This is a genomic window from Pseudomonas arsenicoxydans (genome assembly GCF_006438915.1).
GTDB lineage: Bacteria > Pseudomonadota > Gammaproteobacteria > Pseudomonadales > Pseudomonadaceae > Aquipseudomonas > Aquipseudomonas arsenicoxydans_A.
In genome coordinates this window covers 50168-57699 of the sequence record NZ_RCZE01000021.1, presented here as the reverse complement: position 1 = coordinate 57699, position 7532 = coordinate 50168, and the positions used below count along the sequence as shown (strand labels likewise).

Below are 7532 nucleotides of genomic sequence, written 5' to 3'. Positions count from 1 at the left end.
TTGGCTCAGCAATCGTTGGTTACATCTTTGATTTCTCGCGGAGTAACTTGTGATGCTGATAATCTTGTTGACTATCAGTCTGACTCCACAAGCACCCACACGAATTGCTTGATTCAGTTGTTAAAGAGCGGTTGGTTAAGATCTTTCGTCTCAACCGAGGCGCGCATTCTACAGCAGCCTCTGTTGCTGTCAAGCGGTTATTTTCAGAAGTTTTCAAAGTTTCGCTTGGAAATCTTTAACAACTTCAACCACTTGCGCTTCCGATCACTCGGTAGCGGGAGGCGAATTCTACAGCGTTCCAATACTACGTCAAGCCTCTTTTTGAACTTTCTTTCCCGCTTCGTACACTTGTACTTCAGAGGCCTTTCCAGCGCGCATCAGCAGGGTAACCCAGCGGAGTTCCTACTCAGTCGTCCAGTCGAGATCGTCATCCCACTCCTCATCGTCCTCAAAGTCTTCCTCATCCTCCTCCTCCGCTTCCGGTTGGTTAAGGAGGAAATCCTTACGACTCTCAGTAATTGCCCGCCTTAGTTCCTCCCCCTTCACGGGGCAGTTGAGCATTTGGGCGATGCGATCGATTTTTTTCGCCACGGCTTCCTCCAACGCATCGTGCTATGCCCCGATAGTGCGCGCTTTCGGGCACGGATGCCAAATGGCTGACCGTCTTGCGACTCAGTTTCTCTGCAACTCCTTGAGTCGGGCCTCGACGTTTTCGTCAGGAAAGCGTTTGTGCAATGCCTTCATTAACGTATCTGCCGCCTGTGCCTGACCGGCATTCTGCAGGCGCACCACCTCACGCAGTTGCTCATCCAGCGTTATTGCTGGCGCCGTTGCACGCTTGGCAACTTTCGCCTCTTCAGCCCTCTCGGCATTAATCGACTCGCTCTGCGCGGGCGCAACATCATCAGCCATCGGCGCTGCCGGGGCAGCCAGAGCGCGCGAAGCCTCTTTTTTAACAACCGGTGCGGATGCCTTAGGCGCCGGGACGACGTCATAGCCCGGCGCTTGCTCCGGTGTACGCTGCACCAACGCCAGCATCAACGCGACACCCACAAGACTCGCAAACCCAACCTGCCAGCGAGGCTTCTGGCAAACCTGAACCCAGCGTCGCCAGAGGTTCGGCTTCGGTACCGGAGTTTCCGTATGGGCCACGGCAAGGATCAATGAATCCAGGTGAGCCGGCGGTTCACCCGTCGCGTGCTCATGAAAGTGCTTCACCATCTCATCTTCAGGTGTGGGACGGGCGTCAGTCATGTCAGTACCTCCTCGGCCAGCATCCGACGCAGTTTTTGCTGGGCGTAACGCAAACGGCTTTTGATGGTTTCCAGTGGTGCTCCAGTGAGCGTGGCGATCTGCGCCAGGTCGAGATCGCCATGAACACGCAGGAGGAAGACTTCACGCTGGTCAGCGGGAAGGTCTTGCAGCGCCGTTTCCAGACGCTGACTGTCGCGACTCAAGCTCAGCAATTGCTCCGGATCGGTCGCCTCATCAATTACCGCATGAGCCTGTTCGTCATAGCTGTCGTGCAAGGGATTGTGGATTCCGTGCTTGCGCCAGTGATCAATCAGTCGATTACGGGCGATCTGGTAAAGCCACGTACGAAAGTTCGCCCGACCTTGTGGCTGACTGGTGCTGCGAATCAGGCTGAGCCAGGTGTCCTGGTAAACCTCTTCAGCCAGCTCGGGTTTACCGCTGAGGCCGAGCAGGAATCGATAGAGGCCCAGGCGATGGCGGGCGTACAAGATCTCGAACGCCGACCCGTCACCTGCTCGATAACGGGCCAGCAGCGTTTCGTCGCCCGGCTCAGGAGCTGACATGTCAGTTGTAGCCTCCTTTAATAAGCGGCTCACTGTTCGATGCCGTCGTGGTGCGCAAGCTTTGGGCCAACTCAACCAACTGCACAAACTCGGCACGCAGCCCGTATCGATCCTCACCCCGCGCACCGCGAGCCAGTGCTTGCGTGTCCTTCAAACTGAAACCACCTGTATACCGCCCATCTTTAAGCTGCTGGGAAAACGCGGCGACGGCCGCCGCAAACCTCAGGTCATCGCTGGCCTTGCCGGCCTGACTGCCACTGATGGGTCGCTCGATCAAGCGACTATTCCCACCTTCGGGCAGCTGATACCTCACTCGCAGCATCGCCATTTCTCCGGTATTCCCCGAAACGGCCGACTCAGGTTTGCCATAACGCAACGGCTCCAACCATCCCTTCTCGCCCTTGGGCACAACTTCGTACAGCGCTGTCACCGTATGTCCTGCACCGATCTCGCCCGCATCGACCTTGTCGTTGCTGAAATCCTCGCGCTTCAGCGCCCGATTCTCATACCCCAACAGTCGATATTCGCTGACCTGAGCCGGATTGAACTCCACTTGCAGCTTCACATTCTTTGCCACGACCGCGAGGGTTGAGCCGAGCTGATCCACCAGCACCTTGCGCGCTTCACGCAGGTTGTCGATGTAGGCATAGTTACCGTCGCCGGCGTCGGCCAGTTGCTCCATCAGGTGTTCATTGTAGTTATCCACCCCAAAACCCAGGGTCGTCAGGGAAACGCCTGTCTTGCGTTTATCCACAGCCATTTGTTTGAGGCTATCGAAGTCGCTGATGCCGACATTAAAGTCACCGTCGGTGGCCAGCAGGATGCGGTTGATCCCCTTGGGGATAAACGCCTGCTGCGCCATTTGATAAGCCAGTTCGATGCCCGACGCGCCAGCGGTCGAACCGCCGGCAGACAATTGATCGATTGCTGTACGAATTTTCGCCTTTTCGCGTCCGGAAGTTGGCTCGAGCACCACACGCGAATCGCCAGCGTAGACCACCAACGAAACACGATCCTGTTCGCGTAATTGATCAACCAGTAATTTCAGGGTGCTTTTGACCAGCGGCAGACCTTCGCGACGATCCATTGAACCGGACACGTCCACCAGAAACACCAGGTTCGCCGGGGCCAATTCCGTCACTGCGCGGTCAGACGCCTTGATGCCGATGCGCAGCAGGCGTGTATGCGGGTTCCAGGGTGACAGCGCCAGTTCAGTAGTCACGCCGAATGGCGAGCCATCGGAGGGTAACGCATAGTCGTAGGGAAAGTAGTTGACCATCTCCTCCAGCCGTACCGCACCGTCGGGAGGCAAGCGCCCCTGATTGAGTAACCGTCGGACGTTGGCGTAAGCGCCAGTATCCACATCGGCGCTGAAGGTCGAGACCGGCGCCTCGGCGACGCTGTGGATGGGGTTGTCCGCCAGCGTCTGGTATTGCTCTCGCTGTTCATCTCGATACCCCGGCGGCAACGACTCAGGCGCAAAACGTGCGACCGGTGCCGGACGAGCGCTGCGTTTGGCCATCGACGTATCCGCCATGGCCGTTTCGCTACGCATCACCCCGGCCGCCTTCATCTCGCTCTGAGCCGGTGGCGACACTTGTGCGGAATCGGGTGTGGAGGAAACGCCACAACCGGCGATGGCCAGCAGCAACCCGGTAGTGAAACCCTGGGCGGCCGGGCGGAGAAAATGCAGAGGGAGGGACATGGGGGCTGACCTCAGGAGGAAAATGATCCATTCATCCTCTGAGACGAGCCCCCGTTCAGGTTCGGGTTAAACCGGCTGAAAATTAATCTCAGCGGTGGTAACGGCGCACCACGCTGCTGTTCCTGAGCACATGACCTTTGATTTTTTCCAGCAGTTGCGCACGTGTCAGACCGGCAGGCAAGGCGTCTGGAGCGAGATCCAGTGCATACAACTGAATAATGTAGTGATGGGCGCTGTCGCCAGTCGGCGGGCACGGCCCCATGTAACCGGTGGTGCCTTTGCTGTTGGTGCCGCCGACACCTTCAAGGGCTGATTTTGCCCCGACGCCGGCGGGAATCTGGTGGGTGGTGGCCTTGATGCCGTAATGCACCCAATGATCAACACCCTGGCCCTTCTGGCCGTCCGGGTCGTGCATGACGATGGCATAACTCAGCGTTCCCGCCGGCCCGGTATTCCAGTTCAGCGCCGGCGACGCATTATGTCCGCCACAACCCGGGGCATCGCTGGCAGCCGCCGAGGTAAACAGCCGGTCATCCGTGACACCAGGGATGTTCAGGGTGAAACGCTCCTGGGCCTGCGCCGAAAATTGCACGCAAAAGGCGACTGCAACGGCCGCCAGCCAAGGGTTCAGAGAGGTCAATCGGGTCATTCCGGAGCACCTTGTGCGGATAGGGCCGTCGTCGGCTTGCGAACTATAGCTGGACCGTTCGTGCGGTGGCAGTGGGAATTGGCTGAACCTCGCGTAAAGGGCCAAACTCTTAAGTGAAACGTCTGTCTGGAGAGCCGCCATGGCACTGCACCGCGTTGCGCGTTTCGCCGATGTGTCCGAGAGCCGGGGCCTTGAAGTCCGGATTGCAGACACCAAAATTGTTTTGTTGCGAGTGGGTGATCAATTGCGCGCCTATCAGGGCGAATGCCCGCACGCCGGGGCACCGCTGGCGGACGGTGCGCTGTGCCACGGACGCTTGATCTGCCCGTGGCACAAAGCTGCGTATCGGATTGAGGACGGGGCATTGTGCGAGCCGCCGGCCCTGGACAGTCTCAAGCGCTATCCGCTGGAAGTACGCGATGGCGAGATCTGGGTCGACGACCAGCCATTAGCCGATGCGCATGCACCGCCGGCAGACGACGAACGCAGTTTTGTCATCGTCGGTGCCGGGGCGGCCGGTACGGCGTGTGCGGCGGCGCTGCGCGAAAAGGGCTTCGGCGGCCAAGTGCTGCTGATCGACCGCGAAGCCGTCGCAGGCTACGACCGCACCGTCCTGAGCAAATTTGTCATTGCCGGGGAAATGCCACCGGAAGAAGTCCCGCCGCTAAGGGATGATGCGTTTTATCGCGACCAGCGTATCGAGCGCATCAGTGGTGAAGTCGCCAACCTGGACTCGTCGAGCAAAACCCTGCGGCTGACTGATGGGCGATCGTTGAGCTATGACGCCGCGATGCTTGCCACTGGCGGCAAGCCCAATCCACTCACCCTGCCTGGCGCCCATTTGCCACAAGTGTTCGTGCTGCGTTCAAAAGATCAGGCACGGCAGATTCTGCAGGCGGCAAAACCCGGCCAGCGAGCAGTGATCATCGGCGACAGTTTCATTGCCCTTGAGTCCGCTTCAGCCCTACGTGAATACGGATTGGACGTGACTGTCCTGGCACGACATGCCATCCCCTTCGCCGCACAATTTGGCGAAACCGTCGGCAAGGCGATTCGCGCGTTGCATGAAGCCAATGGCGTGGTGTTTCACACCGAAGGCGAAGCCTCCTATATAGAAGGCACGGAAAACGTCGAAGCGGTGTGCCTGGACAATGGGCAACGCTTGCCGGCGGATCTGGTGCTGGCCGGCATCGGCGTCACCCCCGCAACCGATCCGTTTACCGATCTGCCCAAGGAAAAAGACCGCTCCCTGAAGGTCGATGGCGCCATGCGCGTCACCGACGGGGTGTGGGCGGCCGGTGATATCGCGACCTTCCCGCTGCACGGCCAGCCTCAGCGCATCGAGCATTGGCGCCTGGCTCAACAACAGGCGCGGATCGCCGCCGCGAATATGCTGGGCGCCGACGAGCATTACCTCGATGTACCGTATTTCTGGACGTGGCACTTCGGCAAAAACTACGACTATCTCGGCCATGCCCAAGCCTGGGACGAAGTCGAGTTCAAGGGTGATCCCTACCATCCGCCCTTTATAGGCCTGTTCGGCAAAAATGGCGTGGTGGCGGCGGCGGTTGCCTGCGATGAAGAACGGGCCATGGCGCTGCTTGCCGAACGCATGAAACAGCCGCTGTCAGTGGATGAAGCGTGGCAACTGATTCGGGACATGGGTTAGCAGGCAAACACCCCACAGCAAAACGCCCGGCCTCTGCGTGCAGCAATGGCCGGGCGTTCCTTTGAGCCGCGCGTCTTATTCCTGGATCTCGCCACCGCCACCGATTTTGCTCATCACGAAACCGACAAACTCTTCAACGGTCATTTTCTGGCCATTGAATTCCACCTGATTGTTGGCGTAGTGAAATTTGCTGACGATGTTATTGCCGTCCAGTTTGGCGAACTGCGTACCGACCGCCATGCTGCCGAACATATCGGCCGTGGCGGTCGCCTGGTCGGCGATGAGCTTGGCGTCGGTCTGACCATCAAGCTGGCTTTGCACGGTGAACACGTCGACAAGCATTGGCTTGGACACTTGTACGTTGATATCCAGCAGTGCAATCAACTGTTGGGTCAGTTGATCGGGTGGCAGGTCCATGGTCGGCGGCTTGGTGAGGTCGAGCACCAGGTTGGCGCGGCTTTCGCCATTGGTGGTGTTGAACGACAGGTTTTCCAACGCCACCTGCGGGCCGGCAGCCAGCAGTTTTTCGAGGCCGGTTTTGACCTGCGCCTCTTCGGCCGGGGTCAGGACCAGTTCTGGAGACGGCTGACCGGCCGCAGCGGCCTCGGCGGCGGCTTTCTCGTAAGGCTGCAGTTTGGTCTGGTAAACCTGCATCAGCGACATGGTCGCCGGGATATCGAGGTTCTTCAGGCTCATGGCCATCTGCGCGGAACCAACCGCCTTGCCGTTCACCGACACTTCACCCACTTTGTAATCGGCACGCCCCGAAGCGCTGGTGCCCGATTCCTCGGTCTGGTTTTTCATTTCGAATTTTTTCAGGCCCAGTACCGATTGCTTGGGGCCGAAGGTGGATTTGCTGTCGGTCAGCTCGAGGGTGTTCTCGCCGGTGTAGTAGCCGTACGTGCTTTTTACCAGGTTGCTGGCCATGGTCAGGCCATTGAGCTCGACCTTCACCGGGGTTTGATCTTCGGCCACGGTGGTCAGCGTCAGGCTGTCCATGTAGCCGTTGGCCTTGACCTTCTGGGCCTGGGCGCTGGCGGCGACTTCGAGGTTTAGACCGGAGAATTTCAGGTTGGACTTTTCATCGAGCGCGACGTCCAGCGGCAGTAATTCGAGGGTGCCGTTGGTGGCATTGTCGTAACCGATGTTGACCACGCCGGTGAGCGGCGATTTGTCTTTGGCGGCGGCAAACCATTTCTCGGTGAGCGGGGTGCGTTCCAATTCATAGTGACTGGTGGCCATGACCGGCAACCATTTCAACGAGACCAGGCGCGAGAACGGCAGCGGACCGTGTTCGATGTGGTCGACAAAGAGCAACTCAACCGGTGATTCACCAAACATCTCGCCTTCGCCCTTGAGGCGGTAGTGCGCGGTGCTGCTGAACACATGACGCTCAAGCGACACCAGTTCCAGCGAGGCCGTGCCATTGGAACCGACCAGCGCAGCCTTCAGCTCTTTGTTGGCGTCGGCGATCGAGGTGTTCAACACGCCTTCGATTTTGGTCCCGGTGTACCAGGCACCCCCCGCGCTGATTGCACCGATGGCTACGACGATTCCAAGAAGCACGCCTGCTGATTTATTCATGAATGACCCAGTCAATGTCCGTTGTTTGAAGGTGTCGTCGTCTTCCCTGAACCCTTGAGGGGTTGCGGCTCGACTCCGCTAAAAGTGCGGTGGAGATTAGCACTAGGC

General features: G+C 58.8%; 7 protein-coding genes. 1 reads left to right on the top strand and 6 read right to left on the bottom strand.

All coding sequences use genetic code 11. The features are described 5' to 3' along the window. Positions 1-402 precede the first annotated feature (402 nt). The 5 genes from EAH78_RS30570 to EAH78_RS30550 form a co-directional block, all read right to left on the bottom strand. The gene (locus EAH78_RS30570) at positions 403-591 is read right to left on the bottom strand and encodes a hypothetical protein (protein ID WP_140671912.1); all 189 of its coding nucleotides are present in this window, start codon (positions 589-591) and stop codon (positions 403-405) included. Positions 592-672: 81 nt separating this feature from the next. After that, complete coding sequence (locus tag EAH78_RS30565) at positions 673-1254, bottom strand: hypothetical protein (RefSeq protein ID WP_140671910.1); 582 nt, start codon at positions 1252-1254, stop codon at positions 673-675. Then, the gene (locus tag EAH78_RS30560; RefSeq protein WP_140671908.1) at positions 1251-1817 is read right to left on the bottom strand and encodes an RNA polymerase sigma factor; all 567 of its coding nucleotides are present in this window, start codon (positions 1815-1817) and stop codon (positions 1251-1253) included. The genes EAH78_RS30565 and EAH78_RS30560 overlap by 4 nt, the downstream gene beginning before the upstream one ends. 1 nt (position 1818) lies before the next feature. Then, positions 1819-3522, bottom strand: coding sequence for a vWA domain-containing protein (locus tag EAH78_RS30555; RefSeq protein ID WP_140671906.1), 1704 nt, complete (start codon positions 3520-3522; stop codon positions 1819-1821). An 88-nt stretch (positions 3523-3610) separates the two neighbouring features. Beyond that, a complete protein-coding gene (locus tag EAH78_RS30550) occupies positions 3611-4171 on the bottom strand; it encodes a YbhB/YbcL family Raf kinase inhibitor-like protein (protein ID WP_140671904.1) in 561 nt (186 codons plus the stop codon). A gap of 139 nt (positions 4172-4310) precedes the next feature. On the opposite strand from EAH78_RS30550, the gene EAH78_RS30545 reads away from it, so the two are divergent. Further along, entirely contained in the window at positions 4311-5840 is a 1530-nt protein-coding gene (locus tag EAH78_RS30545; RefSeq protein ID WP_140671902.1) for an apoptosis inducing factor family protein, read from the top strand. Positions 5841-5915: 75 nt separating this feature from the next. On the opposite strand, the gene EAH78_RS30540 is transcribed toward EAH78_RS30545, so the two are convergent. Further along, a complete protein-coding gene (locus tag EAH78_RS30540) occupies positions 5916-7424 on the bottom strand; it encodes a YdgA family protein (RefSeq protein WP_140671900.1) in 1509 nt (502 codons plus the stop codon). Between the last annotated feature and the right edge of the window lie 108 nt (positions 7425-7532).

What these genes read in the sequence shown, in the direction of transcription:
- EAH78_RS30545 (WP_140671902.1), top strand. Translation starts at nt 4,311, where the DNA reads ATGGCACTGCACCGCGTTGCGCGTTTCGCCGATGTGTCCGAGAGCCGG.
- EAH78_RS30555 (WP_140671906.1), bottom strand. Translation starts at nt 3,522, where the DNA reads ATGTCCCTCCCTCTGCATTTTCTCCGCCCGGCCGCCCAGGGTTTCACT.
- EAH78_RS30560 (WP_140671908.1), bottom strand. Translation starts at nt 1,817, where the DNA reads ATGTCAGCTCCTGAGCCGGGCGACGAAACGCTGCTGGCCCGTTATCGA.
- EAH78_RS30565 (WP_140671910.1), bottom strand. Translation starts at nt 1,254, where the DNA reads ATGACTGACGCCCGTCCCACACCTGAAGATGAGATGGTGAAGCACTTT.
- EAH78_RS30540 (WP_140671900.1), bottom strand. Translation starts at nt 7,424, where the DNA reads ATGAATAAATCAGCAGGCGTGCTTCTTGGAATCGTCGTAGCCATCGGT.
- EAH78_RS30550 (WP_140671904.1), bottom strand. Translation starts at nt 4,171, where the DNA reads ATGACCCGATTGACCTCTCTGAACCCTTGGCTGGCGGCCGTTGCAGTC.